Source organism: Zoogloea sp. (assembly GCF_028693495.1).
Lineage (GTDB): Bacteria > Pseudomonadota > Gammaproteobacteria > Burkholderiales > Rhodocyclaceae > Zoogloea.
The window spans coordinates 16,300-41,437 of the sequence record NZ_JAQUVG010000011.1; the positions used below are offsets into that span (position 1 = coordinate 16,300).

Below are 25,138 nucleotides of genomic sequence, written 5' to 3' on the forward strand. Positions count from 1 at the left end.
ACCCGCCTGCATCAGGCTTCGTAGGGCGTATCGTCAAACCACTTATAGAGCGTCGGCAGCACCACCAGGGTCAACAGGGTGGAGGTTATCAGGCCGCCGATCACCACGATGGCCAGGGGGCGCTGGACTTCCGAACCTGGCCCCGTGGCGAAGAGGAAGGGAATCAGGGCCAGCAAGGCCACGGTCGCCGTCATCATCACCGGGCGAAAACGCAGGGTCGCTCCCTGAACCACCGCCTGGGCCTGGGGAATACCCTCGGTCCGGAGGCTGCGGATGTAGCTCACCAGCACCACCCCGTTCAGCACCGCAATCCCCCACAGGGCAATGAACCCCACCGAGGCGGGCACCGAAAGATACTCGCCGGTCACCAGCAAGCCGATCACTCCGCCAACGCTGGCAAAAGGCAGCACCAGGATGATCAGGCTGGCCAGCTTCAGAGAGCCGAAGAGCAGGAAGAGCAGGAAGAAGATCGCCGCCACCGTGACCGGAATGATGATGGTCAGGTGGCCCATGGCCCGCTCCAGATTCTGGAACTGCCCCCCCCACTCAAGATAGTAGCCTTCCTTCAGCTCCACCTTGGCGCCCACAACCTGCTGGAGTTCGGCGACAAAGCCGCCCAGGTCACGATCCTTCACATTGATGGCAACCACCACCCGACGCTTGGCCAGCTCGCGGGAAACCTGGGCAGGACCATCCATCACCTTGATGGAGGCGAGATTCTCCAGGGCAACCTGAGCGCCTCCCGGCGCGCTGACCAGAATGTTGCCGATCTTCTCCACGTTATTCCGGTAGTTCTCAGGCAGACGGACGACCGAAGCGAAGCGGCGTTCGCCTTCATAAATCTCGGTCGCCTGCTTGCCACCGATGGCAGCCTCGATCACATCGTTCACATCAGACACATTGAGCCCGTGACGGGCGATGGCCTGGCGGTCAATCTCGATGGACAAGTACTGCTGCCCGGTCACCCGCTCGACGCGGATGTCGGTCGCCCCCTGGACCGTGGCGGCCACCCGGGCAATCTCGTCGGCCTTCTGCTTGAGCAGATCCAGATCGTCCCCAAAGACCTTCACGGCGACGTCGGAACGGACACCGGTGACCATCTCGTCCACCCGGTCGGAAATGGGCTGGGCCATCACCACCTGGGCCCCCGGCAGCACCTTGAGCTTCTCGCGCATCGCATCGGCGATATCGTCCTGAGTCCAGCCTTCGGGCCACTCCTCCCGGGGCTTGAGACTCACGATGGGAGTCGATTCGTTCTGGCCCTGGGGATCCGCTGGCGACTCACCGCGCCCCACACCGGAGATGGCTGACTTGACGCCGGGGACTTCCATGACCAGCTTCATCGCCTGCATTTCCATGTTGATGGACTCTTCCAGGGAAATGTTGGGTACCCGGTTGATGCCGGGCACCACTGAACCCTCCTTCATTTCGGGGATGAAGGCGGTACCCAGCAACGGAAATACACCCAGGGTGCCCACCAGTAACAGGATGCCGCCGACAACCGTCTTGCGGCTGTTGGCCACTGACCAGTGGAGCATCTTGAGGTATGGCGCCTTGAGCTTGGCGATCAACCAGGTGTCGTGCTCCGCGCCCCCCTTCAGCAGGTAGGACGACAGCACGGGCGTGAGGGTCAGGGACAGGAACAGGGAGACGGCCAGAGCGATGGCAATGGTGTAGGCGAGGGGAGCAAACATCTTGCCCTCCATACCCTCCAGGGTCATCAGGGGCAGGAACACCAGAATGATGATGCTGACCCCGAAGATCACAGGCGTCGCCACCTCCTGAACAGCATCAAAAATGATCCGGGCCTTGCTGTCTCCCCGCTCGTTGGCATGACCCAGGCGGGCGAAGGCGTTTTCCACCACCACCACCGAGCCATCCACCATGAGGCCGATGGCAATCGCCAGCCCCCCCAGCGACATCAGGTTGGCAGAAATGCCATAGTGGTTCATGGCCATGAAGGTCAGCAAAGGCGTGAGGATGAGGGTGGCCACCACGATCAGGCTGGAACGCACATCCCCGAGGAAGAGGAACAGCACAACCACGACCAGTGCGACACCCTCCAACAGCACCTTGACCACCGTCCAGAGCGCTGCATCCACCAGCTCGGAACGATCGTAGTAAGGGACGATCTTCAATCCATCAGGGAGCATGCCTTTGTCGTTGATCTCGGCGACGCGAGTCTTGATGCGGCTGACCACTTCCTTGGCGTTCCCGCCCCGGAGCATCATCACCACACCCCCGACGGACTCGGTGACACCGTTCTTGACCACCGCCCCCTGCCGGACCTCATGGCCGAAGGTCACCTCGGCTACGTCACGCACATAAACCGGCGTACCACCCACCTCCTTGAGCACGATGGCGCCGATGTCTGACAGGCTCTTGACCAGCCCCACTCCACGAATCAGATACTGCTCCGCATACTGGGGCAGGATGCCACCGCCAGAGTTGGCGTTGTTGCGGGCCACCGCCTCGTAGACATCCCGGATGGTGAGCCGGTAGTGGCGCAAACGATCGGGGTTGACCAGCACCTGGTACTGACGGGCATAGCCCCCTTGCGAGTTGATCTCAGCCACACCGGGAATCGAGCGCAGCAGCGGTCTCACCACCCAGTCCTGAACGATGCGGCGCTCGGTGAGCTCCTTTTCGGTCAGCTTGCGGTCACCGTCCTCCGGGTGGTCAAGGGTGTACTGGTAAACCTCCCCCAGACCGGTGGACACCGGCCCCAGCACGGGCACGATGCCTTCCGGCATCCGGCTGCCCACCTCAAGAAGGCGCTCCATGACCAGCTGACGTGCAAAATAGACGTCCGTCTTTTCGGTAAATACCAGGGTGATCAGGGACAAACCCGGCTTGTTGAGGGAGCGCATTTCCTCCAGGCCCGGCAGGCCGGTCATGGAGATCTCGAGGGGTACCGTGACGAAACGCTCCACCTCTTCCGGCGAGCGCCCATTGGCCTCGGTCGCGATCTGGACCTGAACGTTGGTGACATCCGGGAAAGCGTCCACCGAAAGGCGCTGAGCGGCGTTGATGCCAAAGGCAAGCAGCACCACGGCCACCACCACCACCACCAGCCGCTGCTGGAGGGCGGTTCTGACTAGGGATTCGATCATGGCCGGTCCTTACTCCAGTTCCTTGCGCTTGCGCTCGTTGTTCAGGTGAAAGGCACCTTTCACGAGGATGTTCTGCTCGGGCTTGAGGCCGGACAGCACGGCACGCCGGCCATCCATGTCCGGCCCCAGACGCACCTGGGTCAGACGGAACTGGTTGGGGGCGGTTTCAATGAAGACATTGTCGTGATCCGCATCGCGGACCACTGCCTCGGACGGAATCACGATCCGCTCGGTGGGCGCAGCCTGAATCAGCATTGTCGCAAGCATCGCCGGCTTGAGTTTGCGCTCGGCGTTCTCGACCATACTGCGCACCGCGATGGTGCGGGTTTCCGGGTTGACCGTGTCGGATACAAAAATCAGCTTGCCGGTGATCCTGGAGCCTAGGGCCGGCACTTCGATATCAACGGTCTGACCGGCCTTGACCAGTGCAGCCTGCTGCTCCGGCACCTCGGCAGTCACCCACACCCGGGACAGGTCTGCCACCACATAGAGGGCGTCCGCCGGCTGAACCACCTGCCCCTGGGCCACCTGACGCTCGACCACCGTGCCGCCCATGGTGGACACCACGGAGGTCACCGAGTTGATCGCCCCGGTTGTGCCCAGTCGGTTGATCGCGGCAGAAGACATGCCCAACACCCGCAGCTGGTCAGCTGCGCCACGCTGCTCGGCAGAAGCAATCGAGAGCTCGCTTTCCCGGCGCTGCAGTTCGGCCTTGCCGATCACATCCGCGGCAAACAGCTGACGGGCCCGATCCACGCTGCGGGCCTGCAGGTCGGCGTGGGCCCGGGCCTTCAGGTAGGCCAGCTGAGTCTCTCCGAGTTCGGTACTGTTGATCACGGCAAGGCTGTCTCCGACCCGCACCTGCTGACCCAGATGGGCCTGGATCTCGATGACCCGCCCGGTCACAGTGGCGCCGATCCGGGTCACCCGGGTCTGGTCGAAATCCACCTTGCCGGCCACCCGCAAGGTATCCGAGACCTGGGTCTTGCCCGCCGGAAGGACCTTGATCTCGGCACCGAAACTGGGAGGAACGGACACCACCATCGGATCCGGTGGCGCAACCTTTATTTCAGTGCCGACACCTTCGCTGAGGAGAGTGCTGTCGCCGGCAGCCTGCGTGGCGGAGGACTGGGCGGGATCCTTGCAGGCACCAAGGGCGAGGGCAGCCACCAGGGCAGCCAGAGTAATGGGACTGAGCTTCATGGGAATGATCCGGATCATTGAACGGCGCGCAGGCGCTCGATTTCGATGGCAGCCACCCGCAATTCGTAGCGGGCGGCAATGAGTTCGTTACGGGCGGCGCGGAACACGCGCTGGGCATCCAGATAATCAAGGATGCCCCGCTCGCCAAAGCGGTAAGCTGCCTCAGCCACCTTCAGGGCCGCCTCGGCCTCCCGCAGGATGCCGGTTTCAAGGGCCGTCACCTGGGTCTGGGCAATCTCGTACTGACGGTAAGCGTTCTCAAGGGACTGAAGCAGGATCAGCTCCTGGCTGGCCCTGTCGCTGCGGCGCTTGAGCAGCAGGGCGCCTGCCTCAGCCACAGGCCCTCGGCGGCGATCCCACAGGGGCACACTGACCAACACGCCAAAACGACTGTCACGTATTTCCGGATCACGATCTTCAGCCACCCTCAGAGCCAGCTCGGGATGGCGGCGCAAACGCTCCAGTTCGAGCTGCTGCTCAGCCTGCAACACCTGGGCATCCGCTCGCTTGAGCTCCGGATTGCGCGCCAGCACTTCCGCCCGGAGGTCCTCAAGGGCAGGAACCGCCTGGGCCTTGGCAAGGGTGCCATCGACACGAAAACCCTCCGGCAGGCTCGGCCCCACCAGGCTCCGCAGCGCAGCCCTGGCCTGGGCAATGCGCAGGTTTGCGCTCTCCGCCGCCTTCTGGGCATTGAGGAATTCGGTGTCTGCCTTGATCAGCTCATAACGGGGAGCCTCACCCGTATCGACCCGCACCGCCACCCGGGCACGAATCTGCTCAGCCAGGTTCAGATCCTCGCGGGCAGCCTGCAGCTCGGCCTGACGACGCAGCAAGTCATAAAAGCGTGTATCCAGGCGGGCCAGCAGGTCAACCTCCAGGAAGCGCCGCTCAGCCTGAAGTGCGTCCAGGCCGAAGCCGGCGGCACCGATACGGACTTCGCGCTGCCAAGGATTGTCGATACGCTGGGTCAGTTCAAGGCTCTGGACATTCCCGGTGGCTGCACCCGGCACCCGGGCCCGGGAACGACCCGTCATGAACTCCACATCCGGGTTCGGGTAGGCTCCGGCGGTGATGACCTGCGCCTTGCCTGCCTCGACCATCGCCCGGGCGGACTCAAGGGAGGGGTGACTGGCCCGCGCGGCCTCACGCAGGGCCTGCAAGCTGAAGGAGGCATTGGCGTCGGCAGCCAGGACTGGCGAGGAGGCTGTCATGGAAAAGGCGACAGCCAGGAAAAGTTTCCTGAGCATGGAAATCCTCCGGCAGCGTCTTGCGCTGCCTGTTGTTCTGCTGGAATGGGGTGAACGTCGCCGCAGAGACGATCGGGAACAGCCCGGACCTGGACAGGATCCAGGCCGGGACAGCAGCGTCAAGTGCGCCTGGGGGGTGGGGAATGGAGCCGGGGTAGAAAAGACTGCCACTTAGGGAGGGGTTTCTCCGGACGAACATCCAGCAGGAGCCGGGCTGCCATTGGAAAGCGGCTGACGAAGCTGGGCGAATCGAACGGATCCACGTGCTCCAGCACTCCGTTGTATTCGGTGAGCTGGTCCACCTGAACCTGCTCCACCAGCTCGGTGGCAGACTCATAGGCCTCTTCGGCGCACGCCGCCCCTGCCCACAGAAGGACAAGCCAGGCCAGAACCAGCGAGAGGGATCGACGAATCAGGTGCATTGCAACAAGAGGACTGCCTTCACGCCGGGAAGTTCCGCATCCGCTCACAAATTGGAGGAGGCAGGACCGGCAGCCCCATGACTATAATCCGGTTTTCTGCGTTTTGTACCACATCATGCTGCGTCGCATCATCCTGCTCCTGCTGGCCCTGCCAGTCCTGGCCTTTGCCCAGATGACCCCTCCGACCGTGGCTGCCCGTGCCTGGCTGCTGCTGGACGTCAACTCCGGACAAATCCTGACCACCGCCAACCCGGACCAGCGCATCGAGCCGGCATCCCTCACCAAGCTGATGACGGCTTACCTGGCCTTCTCGGCGGTGAAGAACAAGACCATCACCCTCGACCAGGTCGTCCCGGTGTCTCCCCGGGCCTGGAAGGTGCCCGGCTCCAAGATGTTCATCGAACCCAACATGCCGGTCACGGTGGAACAGCTGCTCCATGGCATGATCATCCAGTCGGGCAACGACGCCTGCGTGGCGCTGGCCGAACTGATCGCCGGCTCCGAGGAAAACTTCGCCCAGCTGATGAACCGGGAGGCCAAGCGGCTCGGCCTCAGGAACACCCATTTCGAGAACGCCACCGGCCTGCCCCACCCCTCCCACCTGACCACGGTGAACGATCTGGCCACCCTGGCCAGCGCGATCATCCGGGATTTCCCCGAGTTCTACCCGATCTATTCCATCAAGGAATACAGCTACAACAAGATCAAGCAACCCAACCGCAATCGTCTGCTGTTCATCGACCCCACCGTCGATGGCGTCAAGACCGGCCACACGGACAGCGCCGGCTACTGCCTGATCGCCTCCGCCCAACGCAATGAACGCCGGCTGGTCTCCGTTGTGGTGGGCACCACCAGCGACAGCGTGCGCGCCCAGGAATCCCAGAAGCTCCTGAACTGGGGCTATCTGGCCTTCGATACGGCCAAGCTCTACACCGCCAATCAGGCCGTGCAGGAGTTCCGCATCTGGAAGGGCCAGGAAAACAAGATCAAGGCCGGCTTCCAGAAGGACTTCGTGATGTCCCTGCCCAAGGGAGACGCCGACAAGATCAAGGCCAATGTGGTCAGTCAGCAACCGATCATGGCCCCGGTCAGCAAGGGCCAGCCGATCGCCACGCTGCAGTTGAGCCTGAATGACAAGCCCCTGGGGGAATACCCCCTGGTTGCCCTGGACGACGTGCCCGAAGCCGGCTGGTTCGGCCGCCTGTGGGACGCGATCCGTCTGTGGTTCAAGAGTCTGTGAGGTCTGCACGATGACGGAAGAACGCCAAACCCTCCTCGAGTTTCCCTGCCAGTTTCCGATCAAGATCATGGGCGCCCGGGTGGATGGCTTTGCCCAGACCGTACTGGCAGTCGTGCTCCGGCACGCCCCGGACTTCGACGGTGGGACGATGCAGATGCGCCCCTCGGCCAAGGGCAATTACCTGGCCATCACCTGCACCCTCAACGCCACCTCCCAAAGCCAGCTGGACGCGCTTTACCGGGAGCTCTCGTCCCACCCCATGGTCAAGGTCGTGCTGTGATTGTCCGCCGCCTGGGCCTCGTGCCCTACGAGCCCACCTGGCGGGCCATGCAGGACTTCACCACCGGCCGCACCGGGGAGACGCCCGATGAACTCTGGCTGGTCCAGCATCCGCCGGTCTACACCCTGGGCCAGGCCGGCAAGCCCGAGCACCTGCTCCACCCCACCGGGATCCCCCTGGTAAAAATCGACCGGGGCGGCCAGATCACCTACCACGGTCCCGGCCAGGTGGTGGCCTACCTGCTCCTCGACCTGCACCGGCGCCACCTCAAGGTGCGCGAAATGGTGCACCTGCTGGAGCAGGCCCTCATCGACTGCATCGCCGACTTCGGCCTGGACGCCTGCCGCAAGGACGGCGCGCCTGGCGTGTACATCGGGGGTGACAAGGTCGCCGCGCTGGGCCTGCGGGTACGGAACGGCTGCAGCTATCACGGACTTTCCCTCAATGTCGATATGGATTTGACCCCGTTTACGTGGATCAATCCTTGCGGCTATAGTGGGCTCAAAACAATACAACTCAAGGACTTCGGTGTGACCGAGGGACCCGATGAGATCGCAGAACGACTCCTCGGCCACCTCCGGCAGCATTTCCCCGACGTCCCCCCCTCCGCTTGACCAAAGGACAGCAGCCCCATGGATTCCGAAAGCCGCAAACAACGCGGCGCTGAAAAAACCGCCCGCATCCCCATCAAGATCGTTCCCGCCGAACGCCTCAAGAAACCTGACTGGATCCGCATCCGGCTGGGCGCAGGCGCCGAAGTCGAACGCTTCAACGAGATCAAGGACACCCTGCGCGAGCACAAGCTCCACACGGTGTGCGAGGAAGCGTCCTGCCCCAACATCCACGAATGCTTCGGCAAGGGCACCGCCACCTTCATGATCATGGGGGACATCTGCACCCGCCGCTGCCCCTTCTGCGACGTCGGCCACGGCCGCCCCCTGCCCCTCGACGAGAACGAGCCCGCCAACCTGGCCAAGACCATCGCCGCCATGCGTCTCAACTACGTGGTGATCACCAGCGTGGACCGGGACGACCTGCGCGACGGCGGCGCCGACCACTTCGTGCAATGCATCAGCGCCACCCGCGAGGCCAGCCCCAGGACCACCATCGAAGTGCTGGTCCCCGACTTCCGCGGCCGCATGGAGATCGCCCTGGACATCTTCGACCAGGCCCCGCCGGACGTGATGAACCACAACCTGGAAACCGTACCGCGCCTCTACAAGCAGGCCCGCCCGGGGTCCGATTATGCCTACTCGCTGGAGCTGCTCAAGCAGTTCAAGGCCCGCCACCCGGAGGTGAACACCAAGTCCGGCCTGATGGTTGGTCTGGGCGAGACCGATGACGAGATCCTCGAAGTGATGCGTGACATGCGCGCCCACAACGTGGACATGCTCACCATCGGCCAGTACCTCCAGCCCTCCGGCGGCCACCTGCCGGTGCTGCGCTACGTTCATCCGGACACCTTCAAGATGTTCGAGACCGAAGCCCTCAAGATGGGCTTCAAGAACGCCGCCTGCGGCCCCATGGTGCGCTCCAGCTACTGGGCCGACCAGCAGGCTCACGGTGCCGGCGTGGTCTGAACCGCCGGCATCCTCCGGCCTGCACCCACCCCGCTCCGGCGGGGTGCCTCGTTGACGGCACCAGGGAACTCCCGACGCCTGTGCGTAGTCGGTGGAGGGTGGCCACCTCCGGCCACTCTCCCTGACAGCCAGACAAGGACCCCGACGTGAGCGAATCCCTTTATGCCATCCCCCTCCGGAAGATCGACGGCAGCCCCGCCACCCTGGCCGAACACCAGGGCAAGGTCCTGCTGGTGGTGAATGTGGCCTCGAAATGCGGTCTCACCCCCCAGTACACCGGCCTGGAGCGACTCCACGAAACCTATGCTGCCAGAGGACTGGCGGTGCTGGGCTTCCCCGCCAATGACTTTGCGGGCCAGGAGCCAGGCACGGACGCCGAGATCGCCCAGTTCTGCACCAGCACCTACGGGGTCCAGTTCCCCATGTACGGCAAGGTGGTGGCCACCGGGCCGGACAAGCATCCCCTGTACGCCCGTCTCACGGCGGCACAGCCGGACACCGAGGACCGGGAAGGCATGGAAACGGGCCTGCGCGGCTATGGCATCGAACCCACCCCTCGCCCCGAGGTGCTGTGGAACTTCGAGAAGTTCCTGATCGGCCGTGACGGCCGGGTGCTCCGCCGCTTCGCCCCGGACACCGCGCCGGACGCGGCGAAACTCGTCGAGGCCATCGAGGCGGCGCTGGCCGGCTGAAATTCAGGCAGGCAGCGCCCCGCGCTGCCGGAAAAACCCATCCAGGCGGGCAATCCAGCCCGCCTTTTCCGCGTCCGTCGCAAAGCTCGCCTCGAAGCTGTTGCGAGCCAGCCGGTACCAGGTGGCAGCATCGAAGCCGAAGGCGGCCTGCACCGCGCGGATGTTGTCGTTGAGATAGCCGCCAAAGTAGGCCGGGTCATCGCTGTTGATCGTCACCTTGACCCCCGCAGCGATGAGCCGGGGCAGGCTGTGCTCGGCCATCTCCCTGAACACGCACAGGCGCGTGTTCGACAGCGGGCAGACGGTGAGCGGCACACCCTCGCGGGCCAGCCGGGCGAGCACTTCCGGGTCATCCACCGCGCGCACACCATGGTCGATCCGGTGCACACCGAGGACGTCCAGAGCCTCGGTGATGTACTCGGGCGGCCCCTCCTCACCCGCATGGGCGACCAGAGGCTTGCCCAGCGCCCGGCAGCGGGCAAACAGGCGGGCGAACTTGGACGGCGGGTGGCCGCGCTCCGACGAATCCAGCCCGAAGCCGTGGATCCGCCCGAGCAAGGGCTCCGCTTCGTCCAGGCAGGCCAGGCACTCGTCCTCGCTCAGGTGGCGCAGGAAGCACAGGATCAGGCGGCCGCTGATCCCCCATCGCAGCTGACCCTCGACCAGGCCGTCCTCCAGGCCTCCCAGCAGCGTGGCCAGCGGAATGCCCCGGGCAGTGTGCGTCTGCGGATCGAAGAAGATCTCCGCGTGGATCACCCCGTCGGCGGCGGCCCGCGCCAGGTAGGCCGTCATCAGGTCGCGGAAGTCGGCCCGGGTGCGCAGCACGTCGGCACAGGCGTAATAGAGGTCAAGAAAGCGCTGGAGGTTGTCAAAATCGTAGGCAGCCTGGAGGCTGGCCTCGTCCGGGTAAGGGAGTGTGACTCCGTTGCGCCGGGCCAGTGCAAAGGCCAGTTCCGGCTCCAGGGTACCTTCGATATGGACATGCAGCTCGGCCTTGGGCATGCCGAGGGCCAGTTCAAGGGGTGTAGACACACTCATCATCGCGACTCCTGAAACGGGGAAATTTCCGAAGAGTGTAGGCCCGGCCGGGGGAAAAAAGGAGTCGTCGGGCACACGGCCAGCAGCAACGCTCCGAACCGCCGTGAGTGGAGCCCGCGACTCAGGACAAAACCGCTCTCGTTTTACCTGGATCAAAGCAGCCCGGCCTCACCTCTGCGATAAAGGCAGCCTTACCCTCGCCCCCGACGGATATGCCCCATTACCTGAGCACCCTGTTTGAGCCCGCCTCGATTGCGGTGATTGGCGCCTCCGAAGCACCCCAGTCCGTCGGGCGGGTGATTTTCGGCAACCTGCAGGAGGCCGGTTTCCGCGGTCGCCTCCACGCGGTCAATCCCAAGTACGAAAGTGTCTTCGGCCAGCCCTGCCACCGGTCGGTGGAAGACATCGGCGGCCGGGTCGATCTAGCCATCATCGCCACCCCAGCCCGGACGGTGCACAGCGTCATGGAACAGTGCGGACGCGCTGGCACACGCAATGCCGTGATCATCAGTTCGGGCTTCCACTCCGGCAGCAAGAGCGGCGCAGCCCAGGAAAAGCGCATCCTGGATACCGCCCGCGCTGCCGGGATCCGGGTGCTGGGCCCCAACAGCCTGGGCATCCTGCGCCCGGAGATCGGCCTCAATGCCGCCTTCACACGCATCAGCGCGTCCCCCGGCGAAACAGCCCTGATCTCCCAGTCCGGCGCCATGTGCTCGGTGGTCCTCGACTGGGCCGCCACCAATCAGGTGGGCTTCTCCTCGGTGATTTCCCTCACCAGCGGTACCGACGTGGACTTCGGGGAAATCCTCGATTACCTGATCCATGACAGCAGGACCCGCCACATCCTGCTCTACGTGGACTGCATCCGCAACGCCCGGCGTTTCATGAGCGCGCTGCGCTCCGCCGCCCGGGTCAAGCCGATCATCGTCCTCAAGGCTGGCCGGCATGACACGGGCACCCCGTCAGGCGAGGACGCTTCCGGTAGCGACGCAGTCTTCGACGCCGCCATGCGCCGGGCGGGTGTGGTGCGGGTGCAGAACATCAGCCAGCTGTTCTTTGCCGCCAAGGCCCTGGCCTCCAGCTTCCGCCCCCGGGGCGAGAGCCTGGCCATCGTCACCAACGGCAGCGGTCCAGCCGCCATGGCCGCCGACCGGGCCCTCGACCTGGGCACCCCCCTGGCCGACTTCTCCGCCACGACCCGGGAGGCCCTGGATCGCCTGAGGCCGGGCTGCGGGCGGGGAAGCAATCCGGTGGACCTGGGAGGTGATGCAACCCCGGAACGCTATCGGGACGCCCTGCTGGCCCTGGCCGCCGACCCGGCCATCGCAAACGTGCTGGTGATCCTCTCTCCCCATGCCATGACCGAACCGGTGGAGATCGCCCGAGCGGTGATCGACGTGGCCGGCCAGGTGAAACTCACCATCTGCTGCAGCTGGATGGGAGGCGGTCAGGTTGCGGAGGCCAGGGCCCTGCTGGACAAGGCCGGGATTCCAGCCTTTCGCACCCCGGAAACAGCCATTGAGCTGTTCCACAATGTTTCGCGCTTCTATCACCATCAGCGCCTGCTGCTCCAGACCGCCGGCCAGACCACCGACGCCCACTGGGGCAGTGGCGGCGGCGCCCGGATGCTGGTGGAAGCCCTGCTCAATCAACGGCGCAGCCTGCTCAGCAGCATGGAATCCAAAGCCCTGCTACGCAGCTTTGGCATCCCCACCGCCCAGACCATGGTGGCCCACTCGGATACCGAGGCCCTCTTCGTGGCTGAACAGATCGGCTTCCCGGTCGTGATGAAGATCGACTCGCCCGACGTGACCCACAAGTCGGACGCCGGAGGCGTCCGCCTCAACATCACCCGCACGGAATCTGTCTGGAACGCTTACCACGACATCGTCAAGACCGTGAAGCAACACCACCCGGAAGCCCGCATTCAGGGGGTGTCCATCGAGCCCCACCTGAGCCGTCCCCACGGACGCGAGCTGATGATCAGCATGTTTCGCGATCCGGTCTTCGGGCCGGTGCTCCGCTTCGGTGCCGGCGGGCGGGACGGGGGCATTCTCAGCGACCAGGCCCTGGCCCTGCCACCCCTCAACCCGGTGCTGGCCCGGGACCTGATCGACTCCACCCGAGTCGCCCATACCCTGGACGCCTTCCATGAACTGCCCGCCGTAAACCGCCAGGCCCTCGAGCAGGTCCTGGTGGCCGTCTCCGACATGGTGTGCGAACTACCGTGGATACGGGAGGTGGAAATCAATCCCCTGATCGTGGACGAGGCAGGCGCCATCGCCGCCGATGCCCGCATCCGGATCGATCACGGACTGCCCGCCGGCAGCGACCGCTACGCCCACATGGCCATCCATCCCTACCCGGCCCATCTGGCCCAGGACTGGAAAATGCCCGATGGCCGCACGGTTCGGGTGCGCCCGATCCGCCCGGAAGACGCCGGCCTGCTCCAGGGATTTTTCGACGGCATGAGCCCGGAAACCCGCTACTACCGGTTCATGGAATCCCTCCAGGAACTGCCGGCCAGCCTGATCACCCGCTTCACCCAGATCGACTACGACCGGGAAATGGCGCTGATCGCCATTGCCAGCGAAGGAGGCGCGGAATACCAGGTAGGCAGTGCCCGCTACACCCTGGCGCCCGACGGAGAGTCAGTTGAGTTCGCCCTGGTGGTGGCCGACGCCTGGCAGAAATGCGGGCTTGGGCGGCGCCTGATGGGCGCCCTGATCGACTGCGCCCGCAGCAAGGGCTACCGGCAGATCGTGGGGGACGTCCTCGGCGACAACCCGAAGATGCTGCGGCTGATGCACAGCCTGGGCTTCCATGTGCATCCCCACCCGGAAGAAAGCACCCTGCGGCAGGTCATCAAGCCCCTTCATGCCTGATGTCTTGCGGACAACGGAAGAACTTCCACCGATCCGCCCCGTCAGGAGAAAACCACCATCTCAAGGCCTCCCATGTCCCTGCCCCCTCCCGCACCTCCCCCCGCTCCGGGTGTCGTGAGCCTGTCCAGCCTGCGCGAGGGCTACCAGGCCCTGGTGATCGGCGCAACTGGAGCCATCGGCGGCGCCCTGTTCGCCCACCTGCAGGCGGACCCCCGCTGCCTCGGCGTGACCGGCCTGTCCCGCAGCTCCGACCCTCCGGTGATGCTGGAGGACGAAACCAGCCTGGCCCACGCTGCCAGAGCCCTGCGCAACCACCCCCCATTCCAGCTCGTCATCGACGCCACGGGCGCCCTGAGCCTGGATGGCATGGGCCCGGAAAAGCGCCTGGACGACCTGCAGTCGGAACGCCTGCAGCGCGCCCTGCTGGTCAATGCGGTCGGCCCCGTCCTGCTGCTGCGCCATTTCCTGCCCCTTCTGGCGGGCGGGGAACGGGTGATCTGGGCCAAGCTGTCAGCCCGGGTAGGCAGCATCGAAGACAACCACAAGGGCGGTTGGTATGGCTACCGAGCCGGCAAGGCCGCCCTCAACATGCTGCTCCAGACGGCGGCCATCGAGATCGCCCGGCGGCGCCCCCAGGCGGTAGTGGCCGCGCTCCAGCCCGGCACCGTCCGCTCACCCCTGAGCCGCCCCTTCGTTGGCGATGACGCCCTGGCGCCGGAAGAGTCCGGGCGCCGTCTGCTGGCCGTGCTGGACACCCTTCCCGCCTCCGGACGGGCCCATTTTGTGGACCATCAAGGGCAGAGCATTCCCTGGTGATGTCCGCCCCCGATCGCTACTCGCCCGTGGGTAAGGAGAACCGCACAACGCCCCAAGGGTGACCACGACGAGCCCAACCAGCCTGTTCTGTGCTGTAATGCGGTACACTTTGTCATGGGCAGGCCCCGAACCATGCAGCCTGTCCCGGTTGTGGGCCGATGCCATGGATGCTCCCGGACCACACACCCTGCCAGAGCATGCCAGACACCTCTCCCACACCCCACGCTTTCGCCGACCGGGCCCGTCAGCCCTGGGCCCGCTTCATCCTTCCCCTGCTCGCCCTGTCCCTGATCATCGCCGGACTGGGGACACTGGCCTACCGCTATCTGAGCGAGGAGATCCGCAAGGAAACCCATCGCACCCTGGCGGTGATCACCGAACAGAAACGCCAGCAGATCGAAAACTGGCTCGGGGGCATCCGGATCGATGCCGAACTCTACTTCTCCGGCCACTCCCAGTTCGAGATGCTCTACAGCCACTGGCTGCGGGGCGGGCGCAGGGAAAACGGCACCCTGCTGCGCATGCGGATGCTGATGGACGAGGTCGCTCAGGTGCGCGGCTGGGAAGGTGTTGCCGTCATCGATGCCCGCGGGACACCCGCCTTCGTGATCGGCCAGGCCGCTCCGGAGCGGCATGCGGTCCTGATCCGCGACATCCTCGCCCGGCCCCGCATCCAGCTGGTGGACCTGCACCGCACCGCCCGGGGCGACATCCAGTACGGTGTCCTGGCCCCGATCGGCCAGAGCGGCGCACCTGCCCTGGGGGTCGCCTACATCAGCCTCCGGGCAGACCGCAGCCTGTACCCCCTGGTGGAGTCCTGGCCAGTTCCCACCCGTAGCGCCGAAACCTACCTGGTCCGCCCGGAAGATCAGGCGGTCCGCTTCCTGACCCCCCTGCGTCACCAGCAGGACGCGGCCCTGAACCTGACCCGCAACCTCAACGCGCCCGAATTGCCTGCCGCCCGGGCGGCCTCTGGCAACAAGGGCATCCTTGCCGGAGGACGGGATTACCGGGGCATGAGTGTGCTGGCCTATGCCGCCCCGGTGGCCGGTACCCCCTGGCTGATGATCGCCGAAATGGACGAACAGGAAGCCTACGCAGGCATCCGCACAATGGCCTGGGCCACCGCGCTGGTGATGGGCCTGGGGCTGATCTTCGTCTATTCCGCCGGCTACCTGCTGTGGCGTCGCCAGCTCCAGTCCCAGGAACTCACTGCCCTCCGCGCCCAGCGCTCGGCGGAAGCCCGCTTCCGGGTGGTCTTCGAGCAGGCCCCCCTGGGCGTGGCCCTGCTGGACTCCCGCGACAACCGGATCATCGAAGCCAACTGCCGCTTTGCGGAGATCATCGGCCGCCGCCCGGAAGAAATCCCGGGGCTGGACCCGATGGTGATCACCCACCCGGACGATGTCCCCGTGAGCCGTCGCCAGCTGGGCAGGCTCCACACGGGCGAGCTCCACGACTACGGTCTCGCCAAGCGCTATCTGCGCCCGGATGGCACGGTGGTGTGGATCAACCTGAGCTGCGCCCCGGTTCAGGTGGAAAACGAGGAAACCCCCCGCTACCTGGCCATCGTCGAGGACATCACCGAACGACGGCAGATGGAAGGACGCCTGGAGGAGGCCCGCGCAGCCGCCGAGGCCGCGAACGCCGCCAAGAGCGAATTCCTGGCCCACATGAGCCACGAGATCCGGACCCCCATGAATGCCGTTCTGGGACTGGCCCAGGTACTGGAGCGGGACAACCTGAGCCCGTCCCAGCGAGAAATGGTCGAACGCATCCGGGGGGCAGGCCAGTCCCTTCTGGCCATCCTCAACGACGTGCTGGACCTGTCCAAGATCGAAGCCGGCCAGCTGCGCATCGAACCACGACCCTTCAATCTGGCGGGCCTCCTCGCCAACGTGGACAGCCTGATGGGCCAGGCTGCCCGGGCCAAGGGCCTGACCCTGCACATGGACCTGCCCCCTGCCGGGCTCGGCCTCCTGGTGGGGGATGGCCTCCGTCTGGAACAGATCCTGCTCAACCTGTGCGGGAACGCGATCAAATTCACCGCGCAAGGCGAAGTGGCCGTCGGCGTACGCCAGGTCTCTGGCGATACGGACGGAGTACGCCTGCGCTTCCAGGTCAGGGATACGGGCATCGGCATCGCGCCGGACGCCCTGGAGCGCCTCTTCACGCCCTTCACCCAGGCCGATGCGGGCATCGGCCGGCGCTTTGGCGGCACCGGTCTCGGGCTCTCCATCTGCAAGCGCCTGGTGGAAATGATGGGGGGCCGCATCGGTGTTCAGAGCGATGTGGGTGAAGGCAGCACCTTTTGGTTCGAGCTGCCCTTTGCCCGGGCCCGGAAAGACGCCGTGGCCCCCGCCGCAGTCCCGGCCCCCCCCGGGGCCCGTGGGCCCCGCCTCAGCGGCACCCACGTGCTGGTGGTGGACGACAGCGCCATGAACCGGGACTTGGTGGAGCGGGCTCTCCGGCTCGAAGGCGCGACCGCCACCCTTGCCGCCGACGGCCAGCAGGCCCTGCAGCTCCTGCGGACCCGCCCCGACGGTTTCGACGCCGTGCTCATGGACGTGCAGATGCCGGTCATGGACGGGCTCACTGCCACCCGCCTGATCCGCAGCGAGCTCGGCCTGCTGGAGTTGCCCGTGCTGGCCTTCACCGCCGGGGTCAGGGACGAGCAGCAGGCCGCGGTGCGGGCGGCCGGAGCCAATGACGTGCTGCCCAAGCCCATGGACCTGGAACAGATGACGACCCTGCTGGGCCGCTGGATTTCCCCCCGCGTGCGCCTCCCTGACCTCAGGGCACCGGCGGTTGAAGAAGACGGAGAGGGCATCCCGGCCATTCCCGGCATCGACCAGGCCCTTGCCTGCCAGCGCCTGGGCGGAGACCGGAGCATGTTCCTCAGCCTGCTGGCGCTTTTCATCGAAGACAACGCCCATGCGGCCCAGGATGCCCGCAAGGCACTGGCCTCCGGCGACCGGGAAGAAGCCAGCCGGCGCATGCACACCCTGCGCAGCAATGCCGGCTTCCTGGGCGCACTGGCCCTGATGGACGAGGCAAGACGCCTGGAGCGGGCCATCGAGGAGGGAGAAGACGACCTCGACCCACGCCTGGTCGCCCTCGACCAGCAGATCACCACCCTGATCGATGCCAGCAGTCCCTGGCGGGAAGTCGCCAGCGCCTGAGGTCCAGGGCGGGCTCAACGCACTCACCGCTTTGTTCCGACACCCCTCTGATGCGTGCCTGGCAGCAGCAGGACGCCGCACCATGTGTTAACTTGAACGCTCCCGGCGACACCGGATGAGCGAGGCAGACCCATGAGCGAACGTCCCATCCATTTCTATTTCCGTGGCACGGTACAGAGGATCGAAGGGGTTTCTCCCACCCGCACCCTGCTCCAGTACCTGCGCGAGGATGTCCATGTCACGGGCACCAAGGAAGGCTGCGCGGAAGGAGACTGCGGTGCCTGCACCGTGGTACTGGGCGAAAAGGTGGGCGACGCCCTGCAGTTGAAGGCGGTGAACGCCTGCATCCAGTTTTTGCCCACCCTGGATGGCAAAGCCTTGTTTACGGTCGAAGACCTGACCCGCCTGGGCGAGCGGACGGCGCAGCTTCACCCGGTCCAGCAGGCCCTGCTGGACACCCATGCCTCCCAGTGCGGGTTCTGTACGCCGGGCTTTGCCATGTCCCTGTTCGCCCTGTACGAGAACAACCCGGCCTGCCCGGACAGGGCCAGCATCTGCCATGCCCTGGATGGCAACCTGTGCCGCTGTACCGGCTACCGCCCGCAGGTGGACGCACTTCCCGCCGCCTATGCCCGGCCCCGGCCGCACCTCGACCGGCAAGCCGTACTGGCTGCGCTGGACCACCTGGCGAGCCTGCCCAGCCTCGAATACCGCGCCCACGGCCAGCGCTTCACGGCCCCCAGGACCCTCGCCGAACTCGCCACCGCCCGCCTCGCCCATCCGGAGGCCCGGCTGCTGGCCGGCGCCACCGACGTGGGACTGTGGGTCACCAAGCAGTTGTGGCAGCTGGACGCGCTGATCTACCTGGGCGCCGTGGCCGAACTGAAGATCATCACCCGCGACCCGGCCGGTGGCCTCGTCATCGGCGCCGGCGCGAGCCTCACCGATGCCTTCGCCGCGCTGAGCGCCGCGGAGCCCGCCTGGACGGAGCTGGCCTGGCGCTTCGCCTCCACCCCGGTGCGCAACGCCGGCACCCTGGGCGGCAACGTGGCCAACGGATCTCCCATCGGCGACAGCATGCCCGGACTGATCGCCCTGGGCTCTCACATCGTGCTGCAGCAGGGCGAGCGGCTGCGACGCCTGCCGCTGGAGGACTTCTACCTCGCCTACCAGAAGACCGCCCTCGAAGCGGGCGAATTCCTCCGCGCGCTGGAGATCCCGCCCACCCCCCCCGGCCGGGTCTTCCGCACCTGGAAGGTCTCCAAGCGTAGCGACCAGGACATCTCCGCCGTCTGCGGCGCCTTCGCCCTGCAACTGGCCGATGGGGTGATCCACAGCGCCCGCATCGCCTTTGGCGGCATGGCTGGTACCCCCCTGCGCGCCCGTGCCACCGAAGCCTTCCTGACCGGCAGGACGTGGAGCCGGCTCAGCCTGGAGGAGGCCGCCCGGATACTGGCCAACGAATTCACCCCCCTGGACGACCTGCGCGCCTCCGCCGCCTATCGCCGCCGCGTCGCAGCCGGCCTGCTGATGCGCCTGTGGCTGGAGCAGGACGGCAGCGCCCCGGCCCGTCTGGCCGACCTGGAGGCTCTGACATGAGCGCCCCCGACCGCATCCCGCCTACCAGCGCTGGCGCCGGCCTGCCCCACGAGAGCGCCCACCTCCATGTGACCGGTCGCGCCACCTATGTGGACGACGTGCCGGCTCCGGTGGGCACCCTGCATGCCGCCCTCGGTCTCTCGAACCTCGCCCACGGCCGGCTCTTGTCCCTGGATCTGTCCGCCGTCCGCGCGGCGCCCGGGGTTCGGGCAGTGATCACCGCCGCCGACATTCCCGGCCTGAACGACTGCGGCCCGGTCAGGCGCGACGACCCGATCCTCTGCGCTGGTGAGATCCTCTTCCACGGGCAGCCCCTGTTCGCCGTGGCCGCCGACAGCCACGAGCAGGCCCGCCGTGCCGCACGCCTCGCCCGGGTGGAGGCGGAACCCCTACCCGCGCTGCTGGATGCCGAATCCGCAGCCGCAGCCAAATCCTGGGTACTGCCACCGGTGCGCGTGCAAAAGGGCGACACGGTCACGGCGCTGGCCTCAGCCCCCCACCGGCTACAGGGCACCGTTCGCCTGGGGGGGCAGGAGCACTTCTACCTGGAAGGCCAGATCGCCTGCGCCCTCCCCCGGGAAGATGACACCCTCCACCTCCTCACCTCCACCCAGCACCCCACCGAAATGCAGCATGTGGTGGCCCGGGCCCTGGGCTGGCGGATGCATCAGGTGAGTGCCGAATGCCGGCGCATGGGAGGCGGCTTCGGCGGCAAGGAGAGCCAGTCCGCCCAGATCGCCTGCGTGGCAGCGGTGCTCGCCGTCCGGACCGGACGGCCCGTCAAGCTGCGCCTCGACCGGGACGACGACATGCGCATCACCGGCAAGCGCCACGATTTCGTGATCGAATACGAGGCCGGCTTCGGCGAGGACGGCCAGATCCACGGCCTGAAGCTGGTCCTGACCTCCCGCTGCGGCTTCTCCGCCGACCTCTCCGGGCCGGTGAACGACCGCGCGATCTTCCACGCGGACAACGCCTACTACCTGGACGCCGTGGACATCCTGAGCCTGCGCGGCCTCACCCACACCGTCTCCAACACCGCCTTCCGGGGCTTTGGCGGCCCCCAGGGCATCTTCGCCATCGAGACGGTGATCGACGACATCGCCCGCCACCTGGGCCGCGACGCCCTTGACGTGCGTCGCATCAACTTCTACTGGGACAGCCACGGCGACACCCGCAACGTCACCCATTACGGCATGCAGGTGGAAGACAACGTGATCCACCCGCTGGTGACCCAGCTGAGCGCCCGCAGCGACTACAGCGTCCGCCGGGCCGCCATCGACGCCTTCAACGCGGCAAGCCCGGTCATCAAGAAGGGCCTGGCGCTCACCCCCGTGAAGTTCGGCATCTCCTTCACCGCCACCTTCTACAACCAGGCTGGCGCGCTGGTCCATGTGTACAACGACGGCACCGTGCTGGTGAGCCACGGCGGCACCGAGATGGGCCAGGGCCTGTACACCAAGATCCGCCAGATCGTCGCCCAGGAGTTCGGGCTGTCGGTCGATGCAGTCCGTCTGTCGGCCACCGACACCAGCCGGGTGCCCAACACCTCCGCCACCGCCGCCTCCAGCGGCACCGACCTCAACGGCAAAGCCGCCCAGGCCGCCTGCCAGGCCATCCGCCGGCGCATCGCAGGCTTCGTCGCCGGGCGCCTGGGCGTGGAGAAAGATGCAGTGGTGCTGGCCAACGGCCGGGTCAGCGCACCCGGCTTCGACGCACCATTCGCGGCGGTGGTGTCGGACGCCTACCTGGCCCGCGTCCAGCTGTGGGACGCTGGCTTCTACAAGACCCCCAAGATCCACTACGACCCCGCCACGATGCAGGGGCGGCCCTTTTACTACTTCTCCTACGGCGCCTCGGTGAGCGAGGTGGCCATCGACACCCTCACCGGCGAATCGAAAGTGCTGCGGGTGGACATCCTTCACGACGTGGGGCGCAGCATCAATCCGGCCATCGACATCGGCCAGATCGAGGGCGGCTTCATCCAGGGCATGGGCTGGCTGACCACCGAGGAGCTGGTTTATGCCAGCGACGGCGGCCTCGCCACCCATGCCCCTTCCACCTACAAGATCCCCGCCGTCTCGGACCTGCCCCGGGATTTCCGCGTCGCCCTGTTCGACAACGCCAACATGGAGGACAGTATCCACCGCGCCAAGGCGGTGGGGGAGCCGCCACTGATGCTGGCGATGTCGGTCTTCTTTGCCCTGCGCGACGCGGTGGCTGCGGCCCTCGGCCCCGGAGCCCGCCCCGCCCTCGACGCTCCGGCCACACCAGAAGCCATCCTGAAAGCCCTGCACGGAGGAACCCTGTCATGAACGACTGGCTCTTCACCCTGGCCGCCTGGCTGGCCGACGGTCAGCCCGCCGTGCTCGTCAGCGTCGTGCGGACCAAAGGCTCCACCCCCCGGGAGGCGGGGGCCTCGATGGTGGTGAGCCAACGAGCCACGGCCGGTACCATCGGCGGCGGCCACCTGGAGTGGCTGGCCACTGGCGCCGCCCGGGAGCTGCTGCTTCAGGGCGGTGTTCCGCAGCTGATGCACCTCCCCCTCGGGGCATCCCTGGGCCAGTGCTGCGGCGGTACGGTCTGGCTGGTACTGGAACGGCTCACGCCGCAGGAGGCTCCCCTGTGGCATCTGCGGGCGGAATCGGTGGCTGCCGGCAACACCCTCCAGCGTCGCCTGGTCTCGGGAGATGAGAGCAGCCTGTGGTCCCTGGATGAGGATGAGCCCCTCCGGGGAGCCGCGCTGCGCTTCTGGTCCGACGGTGGCCACTGGCAGTTCGAGCAGAAGATGGTGACCCCGCGTTTTCCGGTACTGCTGTTCGGAGCGGGACATGTCGGGGAAGCCATCGCCCGCGCCCTGGCGCCCCTGGGAGCCCAGGTGTGCTGGGTGGATGATCGGGAGGGCGCCTTTCCGGCAGCCCTGCCCCGGGGCATCACCCCCATCTCCAGCGACACCCCCGGGGCTGAGGTTCGCACCGCGCCCGCAGGCAGCTGCTTCCTGGTGCTCACCCACAGCCACAGCCTGGACTTCGAGCTGTGCGAGGCGATCTTCGCACGCCAGGACTTTGCCTATTTCGGCCTGATCGGCTCCCGCACCAAGCGGGCCAGCTTTGAGCACCGGCTGCTGGCCCGGGGCCTGGCACCGGCCCGGCTGGCCGACCTGACCTGTCCCATCGGCCTTCCCGGCATCCGCAGCAAGGAGCCCGCAGTGATCGCCGCCTCGGTGGCGGCCCAGCTGCTGCAGGTACGCGAGACCCGCCTGGCCCTCGCCCGGGCGACCCAGCCGCTTGCGCTCCCCTGCCTCCTCTCCGGAGCCCGCCCATGAAAACCTCACCGCCCCCCTTCAACGACTTGCCCGGCAGCACACCCAGGCAGCCAGCGGAGGCCCTGTGAGCCTGCCAACCCGCCACATCCTGGTCCGCGGCCAGGTTCTCCACTTCCTCAACGATCCCGGCCCCACGGATGACCCCGGCGCCTGGGAGTTCTTCGACGACGGCGCCCTGTGGATCGCCGATGGGCGGATCCGGGCGGCCGGCCCCTGGCCGGCCATCTGCGCCGACCTGCCGCCGGACGTGCGCCACACCGCACACCTCCATGACTACCAAGGCAAGCTGATCCTGCCCGGTCTGGTGGACACCCACCTCCACTACCCCCAGGCCGGCATCATGGGCTCCTACGGCCGCCAGCTGCTCGACTGGCTCAACGACTACACCTTTCCCGCCGAAGCCCGCTTTGCCGAGCGGGCCGTAGCCGAAAAGACCGCCGCCTTCGTGGTGGACCGGCTGCTCGCCCACGGCACCACCACCGCCTCGGTATTTGCCACGGTCCACGCCCATTCGGTGGATGCCTTCTTTGAAGCGGCCGAAACCCGCCAGCTGCGCATGCTGTGCGGCAAGGTGCTGATGGACCGGAACTGCCCCGCGGCCCTGCAGGACACCCCGGCCCGTGCCCGGGAAGACAGCCAGGCCCTGATCGAACGCTGGCACGGCAAGGGCCGTCTGGGCTACACCCTCACCCCGCGCTTCGCCCCCACCTCATCGCCGGCTCAGCTGGCGGTGGCCGGAGAACTGCTGGCCTCCCGTCCCGACCTCCACCTGCAGACCCACCTGGCCGAGAACCGGGCCGAAATCGCCTGGGTTGAACACCTCTTCCCGGAACAGCCCAGCTACCTGGGCGTGTATGAACACTTCGGGCTGGTCGGACCACGGACGATCTTCGGCCACGGCATCCACCTGTCCAAGGCGGAGCGGCAGCGCATGGCAGCCGCCGGAGCCGCCGTTGCCTTCTGTCCCACCTCCAACGCCTTCCTCGGCAGCGGCGCCTTCGACTACGCCGCCAGCACCGCCGCCGGCCTGCGCGTGGGCCTCGCCACCGATGTGGGCGGCGGCACCGGCTTCAGCCTGATCCGCACCCTCGCCCACGCCTACGAGGCCAGCCAGACCCACGGCACCCCCCTATCCGCCCTGCGCGGCTGGTATCTCGCCACCCTCGGCGGCGCCCGCGCCCTCTACCTGGACGACCACATCGGCAACTTCCAGCCCGGCCGCGAAGCCGACTTCACCGTACTCGACTGGACCGCCACCCCCGAACTCGCCTGGCGCATGGACAGCACCCGCAACCTGGCGGAAAGACTGTTCGCGCTGATGATCCTGGGGGATGAGAGATGCGTGGAGGCGACGCATGTAATGGGGGAGAAATGCACCTCGAGCGACAAGAAAACAACCGTGAGCTGATGGGGGGCAAACCCAAGCCGGCACGGGTGGTTTTTGAGGCCATCGTGTTTGTCCTGCGCACCGGCTTGCCGATGGAAAGCGCTTCCTGGAATGGGAGAAAGCGGGCTTCTTCGAGGCGCTGTGGCGTGCCGGGCTGGCGGAGTACGATGAGTTGGAAGGCATCGCCTGGCGCTGACAAAGTATCGATGGGGCGATGATCAAAGCACCGGAATGATGTGACGCAGTTGGAGGCGGTGCTCGCGGCCATTCAGGTCAAGCGTCCAGCGCCGCCGAAACGGCGCTCGAACCACCTGGCGCACGCTGCGGGGCGCCAGGGCGGGCAAGCGCCCGCCCCGCGCCTAGCAGCGAGGTCGGTCAGCCATCGCCGTTATCGGCCGGACCGCGCCGCCCGCCGATGAAGGCAGGCGCCAGCGGTGGCAGCTTTGCAGCACAACCGGCCTCGGGCTGCAGTGGCCCGGCCCCCAGGGCCACCGGCAGCACGCCAGCCCACACCGGGATCGCCATGTCCTCGTCGGCGTCCTCCGCGCCCCAGTTGCGGATCTTGGCCACCGCCTCGTCGAGGGCGATGCGCAACAGGCGCGTCCCCGCCAGCTCAGCCGGCGACGGCGGACGCACCTGCGCCGCGCGGCCCGGGCTGACGTGCTCGACGAAGGCCCGAAAAGCCGCCGCCTTGGCCGTCGGGTTGTCCTCGGCCTCGAAGCGGCCGTAGATCGCCACCGAGCGGTAGTTCATCGAGTGACGGAAGGCCGAGCGGGCCAGCACCAGCCCGTCCAGGTGGGTGATGCTCACGGCGCATTCGTGCTCCAGCAGGGTCTGGACGAGGCGCGAATTGTTGGCCCCGTGGATGTACAGAAAATCCCCCTCGCGCCAGCAGGCCATCGGCAGGCAATGCACGCTGCCGCCCTGGTTGAAGGCGATCTGGCAGACCAGCGCCTCGTCGATGATGGCTCGGATCGTGCCGGCATCATGGTGGGCCCGCTGGGGTCGGCGGCGGACTTCGGTGCGTGTGGTGTGCGACGGCGAGGGCATGACGTGCTCCTTGAAAAGTGAGCCTCCAGCATAGCCGCGTCGTGGCACCATCCATGGAACCACCCCGCAGCGCCTGCAC

17 protein-coding genes and 2 pseudogenes are annotated in these 25,138 nt (G+C 66.6%); 13 read left to right on the top strand and 6 right to left on the bottom strand.

Translation table 11 applies throughout. The features are described from left to right. Positions 1-11 precede the first annotated feature (11 nt). The 4 genes from PHD22_RS03440 to PHD22_RS03455 form a co-directional block, all read right to left on the bottom strand. On the bottom strand, positions 12-3,113 hold the full coding sequence (locus PHD22_RS03440; protein WP_299862324.1) for a CusA/CzcA family heavy metal efflux RND transporter: 3,102 nt from the start codon (positions 3,111-3,113) through the stop codon (positions 12-14). A 9-nt stretch (positions 3,114-3,122) separates the two neighbouring features. Next, a complete protein-coding gene (locus PHD22_RS03445) occupies positions 3,123-4,316 on the bottom strand; it encodes an efflux RND transporter periplasmic adaptor subunit (RefSeq protein ID WP_299862327.1) in 1,194 nt (397 codons plus the stop codon). Positions 4,317-4,330: 14 nt separating this feature from the next. Continuing rightward, positions 4,331-5,563, bottom strand: a complete 1,233-nt coding sequence (locus PHD22_RS03450; protein ID WP_299862330.1) for a TolC family protein — start codon at positions 5,561-5,563, stop codon at positions 4,331-4,333. 119 nt (positions 5,564-5,682) lie between these two features. Beyond that, positions 5,683-5,985, bottom strand: coding sequence for a hypothetical protein (locus tag PHD22_RS03455; protein ID WP_299862333.1), 303 nt, complete (start codon positions 5,983-5,985; stop codon positions 5,683-5,685). 118 nt (positions 5,986-6,103) lie between these two features. On the opposite strand from PHD22_RS03455, the gene PHD22_RS03460 reads away from it, so the two are divergent. The 5 genes from PHD22_RS03460 (at position 6,104) to PHD22_RS03480 (ending at position 9,777) form a co-directional block, all read left to right on the top strand. Next, positions 6,104-7,225: a D-alanyl-D-alanine carboxypeptidase family protein gene (locus tag PHD22_RS03460; RefSeq protein WP_299862397.1), complete on the top strand. Its 1,122-nt coding sequence runs from the start codon at positions 6,104-6,106 to the stop codon at positions 7,223-7,225. Positions 7,226-7,235: 10 nt separating this feature from the next. Beyond that, complete coding sequence (locus PHD22_RS03465; protein ID WP_299862335.1) at positions 7,236-7,505, top strand: DUF493 domain-containing protein; 270 nt, start codon at positions 7,236-7,238, stop codon at positions 7,503-7,505. After that, positions 7,502-8,119: a lipoyl(octanoyl) transferase LipB gene (lipB, locus tag PHD22_RS03470; protein ID WP_299862337.1), complete on the top strand. Its 618-nt coding sequence runs from the start codon at positions 7,502-7,504 to the stop codon at positions 8,117-8,119. The genes PHD22_RS03465 and lipB overlap by 4 nt, the downstream gene beginning before the upstream one ends. Positions 8,120-8,137: 18 nt before the next feature. After that, the gene (gene lipA / locus PHD22_RS03475; RefSeq protein ID WP_299862340.1) at positions 8,138-9,085 is read left to right on the top strand and encodes a lipoyl synthase; all 948 of its coding nucleotides are present in this window, start codon (positions 8,138-8,140) and stop codon (positions 9,083-9,085) included. Positions 9,086-9,231: 146 nt separating this feature from the next. Continuing rightward, on the top strand, positions 9,232-9,777 hold the full coding sequence (locus tag PHD22_RS03480; protein ID WP_299862343.1) for a glutathione peroxidase: 546 nt from the start codon (positions 9,232-9,234) through the stop codon (positions 9,775-9,777). A 3-nt stretch (positions 9,778-9,780) separates the two neighbouring features. On the opposite strand, the gene PHD22_RS03485 is transcribed toward PHD22_RS03480, so the two are convergent. After that, positions 9,781-10,818, bottom strand: coding sequence for an adenosine deaminase (locus PHD22_RS03485; protein WP_299862346.1), 1,038 nt, complete (start codon positions 10,816-10,818; stop codon positions 9,781-9,783). Positions 10,819-11,027: 209 nt separating this feature from the next. On the opposite strand from PHD22_RS03485, the gene PHD22_RS03490 reads away from it, so the two are divergent. The 8 genes and pseudogenes from PHD22_RS03490 to PHD22_RS03525 all read left to right on the top strand — a co-directional run. Further along, positions 11,028-13,700: a GNAT family N-acetyltransferase gene (locus PHD22_RS03490; RefSeq protein WP_299862349.1), complete on the top strand. Its 2,673-nt coding sequence runs from the start codon at positions 11,028-11,030 to the stop codon at positions 13,698-13,700. Between the two features lie 72 nt (positions 13,701-13,772). Next, positions 13,773-14,516, top strand: a complete 744-nt coding sequence (locus PHD22_RS03495; protein ID WP_299862352.1) for an SDR family NAD(P)-dependent oxidoreductase — start codon at positions 13,773-13,775, stop codon at positions 14,514-14,516. A 197-nt stretch (positions 14,517-14,713) separates the two neighbouring features. Continuing rightward, positions 14,714-17,698 carry an ATP-binding protein gene (locus PHD22_RS03500; RefSeq protein WP_299862354.1) on the top strand — a complete coding sequence of 995 codons (2,985 nt, stop codon included), beginning with the start codon at positions 14,714-14,716 and terminating at the stop codon, positions 17,696-17,698. A gap of 132 nt (positions 17,699-17,830) precedes the next feature. Then, complete coding sequence (gene xdhA / locus PHD22_RS03505) at positions 17,831-19,297, top strand: xanthine dehydrogenase small subunit (RefSeq protein ID WP_299862356.1); 1,467 nt, start codon at positions 17,831-17,833, stop codon at positions 19,295-19,297. After that, positions 19,294-21,612, top strand: a complete 2,319-nt coding sequence (gene xdhB, locus PHD22_RS03510; protein WP_299862358.1) for a xanthine dehydrogenase molybdopterin binding subunit — start codon at positions 19,294-19,296, stop codon at positions 21,610-21,612. Before xdhA ends, xdhB begins: the two co-directional genes overlap by 4 nt. Then, on the top strand, positions 21,609-22,622 hold the full coding sequence (gene xdhC, locus PHD22_RS03515; protein WP_299862360.1) for a xanthine dehydrogenase accessory protein XdhC: 1,014 nt from the start codon (positions 21,609-21,611) through the stop codon (positions 22,620-22,622). The genes xdhB and xdhC overlap by 4 nt, the downstream gene beginning before the upstream one ends. Before the next feature lie 64 nt (positions 22,623-22,686). Then, a pseudogene (gene guaD, locus PHD22_RS03520) lies at positions 22,687-23,988 on the top strand (guanine deaminase); the annotation flags it as partial. 22 nt (positions 23,989-24,010) lie between these two features. Next, a pseudogene (locus tag PHD22_RS03525) lies at positions 24,011-24,347 on the top strand (IS5/IS1182 family transposase); the annotation flags it as partial. A 37-nt stretch (positions 24,348-24,384) separates the two neighbouring features. Here the strand turns inward: PHD22_RS03525 and PHD22_RS03530 are convergent. Continuing rightward, a complete protein-coding gene (locus PHD22_RS03530) occupies positions 24,385-25,122 on the bottom strand; it encodes a pyridoxamine 5'-phosphate oxidase family protein (protein WP_299862363.1) in 738 nt (245 codons plus the stop codon). Positions 25,123-25,138 lie beyond the last annotated feature (16 nt).

Excerpts from the sequence above, each read along its gene's own strand:
- PHD22_RS03440 (WP_299862324.1), bottom strand. The coding sequence starts at position 3,113 with ATGATCGAATCCCTAGTCAGAACCGCCCTCCAGCAGCGGCTGGTGGTG.
- PHD22_RS03445 (WP_299862327.1), bottom strand. The coding sequence starts at position 4,316 with ATGAAGCTCAGTCCCATTACTCTGGCTGCCCTGGTGGCTGCCCTCGCC.
- PHD22_RS03450 (WP_299862330.1), bottom strand. The coding sequence starts at position 5,563 with ATGCTCAGGAAACTTTTCCTGGCTGTCGCCTTTTCCATGACAGCCTCC.
- PHD22_RS03455 (WP_299862333.1), bottom strand. The coding sequence starts at position 5,985 with ATGCACCTGATTCGTCGATCCCTCTCGCTGGTTCTGGCCTGGCTTGTC.
- PHD22_RS03465 (WP_299862335.1), top strand. The coding sequence starts at position 7,236 with ATGACGGAAGAACGCCAAACCCTCCTCGAGTTTCCCTGCCAGTTTCCG.
- lipA (WP_299862340.1), top strand. The coding sequence starts at position 8,138 with ATGGATTCCGAAAGCCGCAAACAACGCGGCGCTGAAAAAACCGCCCGC.
- PHD22_RS03485 (WP_299862346.1), bottom strand. The coding sequence starts at position 10,818 with ATGATGAGTGTGTCTACACCCCTTGAACTGGCCCTCGGCATGCCCAAG.
- PHD22_RS03490 (WP_299862349.1), top strand. The coding sequence starts at position 11,028 with ATGCCCCATTACCTGAGCACCCTGTTTGAGCCCGCCTCGATTGCGGTG.
- PHD22_RS03495 (WP_299862352.1), top strand. The coding sequence starts at position 13,773 with ATGTCCCTGCCCCCTCCCGCACCTCCCCCCGCTCCGGGTGTCGTGAGC.
- PHD22_RS03500 (WP_299862354.1), top strand. The coding sequence starts at position 14,714 with ATGCCAGACACCTCTCCCACACCCCACGCTTTCGCCGACCGGGCCCGT.
- xdhA (WP_299862356.1), top strand. The coding sequence starts at position 17,831 with ATGAGCGAACGTCCCATCCATTTCTATTTCCGTGGCACGGTACAGAGG.
- xdhB (WP_299862358.1), top strand. The coding sequence starts at position 19,294 with ATGAGCGCCCCCGACCGCATCCCGCCTACCAGCGCTGGCGCCGGCCTG.
- xdhC (WP_299862360.1), top strand. The coding sequence starts at position 21,609 with ATGAACGACTGGCTCTTCACCCTGGCCGCCTGGCTGGCCGACGGTCAG.